This is a genomic window from Acidiphilium sp. PM, assembly GCF_000219295.1.
Taxonomy (GTDB): Bacteria; Pseudomonadota; Alphaproteobacteria; order Acetobacterales; family Acetobacteraceae; genus Acidiphilium; species Acidiphilium multivorum.
In genome coordinates this window covers 1-1157 of sequence record NZ_AFPR01000404.1, presented here as the reverse complement: position 1 = coordinate 1157, position 1157 = coordinate 1, and the positions used below count along the sequence as shown (strand labels likewise).

Below are 1157 nucleotides of genomic sequence, written 5' to 3'. Positions count from 1 at the left end.
GATCCGGTCGCCAGCGCCGATCTGTCGCGGATCGCGCCGCTGCTGCGCGAGGCCCGCGACCTTGCCGGCGCGCCCCCCGAGCGCGGCTATCACGGCATCGGCCTCGACCAGGGCGCCTCGATCAGGGCTGCGACCGCCGCCGTCTACCGCAACGTGCTCGACCACGCGCTGCTGCCGCGCCTCGTGCTTCAGCTCGAGGCGGAAATGCGCGGCGGGCTCGACCGGCCGGATTTCCTGTATCAGGCGACCCGCGTCTATCTCATGCTCGGCAATCAGGGACCGCTCGACGCCTCGCTGGTCGAGGCCTGGATGAAGCTCGACTGGCGGCGCCTCTATCCGGGCTTCGGCCAGACCGCATTGCGCCATTCGCTGATGCGGGACCTGACCGCGCTGCTCGCCCGCCCGCTGCCGGACGTTCCGCTGGACGGCCAGCTGATCGCCACCGCGCGCGCGACCTTCTCGCGCGTGCCGATCGCCGAGCGGGTCTATTCCCGCATCCGCGATTCCGAGGCGGCGTCCCGCGTGCCGGCCTGGACGCCGGCGGCGGCGCTGGGGGCTGCCGGAACGCCCTATTTCGTCAACGCCACCGGCAAGCCGCTGACCGATGGCGTGCCCGGCTTCTTCACCAAGCGCGGCTTCTACACCGTGCTGCTGCCGGCCCTCACCCATGCGACACAGGATGTCGCCAGGGAAAGCTGGGTGCTCGGCGCGCAGGACCGGATCAAGCCGGATTCGCCGCAGATGCAGTCGCTCGAGCAGGATGTGATCCGGCTCTATGACACCGCCTATGCCCGGCACTGGCAGTCGATGATCGACGACCTCAATATCGCGCCCCTCGGCTCCGCGGGCCAGGCCGTGCAGGCGCTCTACGTGCTTGGCTCGCCCCAATCGCCGATGGTGCGGCTGCTGTCGTCGATGGCGGACGAGCTTACGCTCACCAAACCGCCGAAAGACCTTGCGAAGGCCGCCAAGGGGGCGACGGGCGCCGAGGCGAAGCTGCGGGCACCGGCCAAGCTGAACGAAGCGGCGACGCGGCTGAAGCAGTTGCTGGGCCCGCAGGCGTCAGGCGCCCCGGCCCCGAAGCCCGGGGCGGCAATCAACGCCGAGTTCGCGCCGCTGCGCAATTATGTGGGCAACGGCGCGGCAGGCTCTCCGCT

At 70.6% G+C, this 1157-nt stretch carries 1 protein-coding gene; it reads left to right on the top strand.

The window, feature by feature from the left end:
• A partial coding sequence (locus APM_RS13050; RefSeq protein WP_039888683.1) for an ImcF-related family protein occupies positions 1–1157 on the top strand: 1157 nt, incomplete at both ends.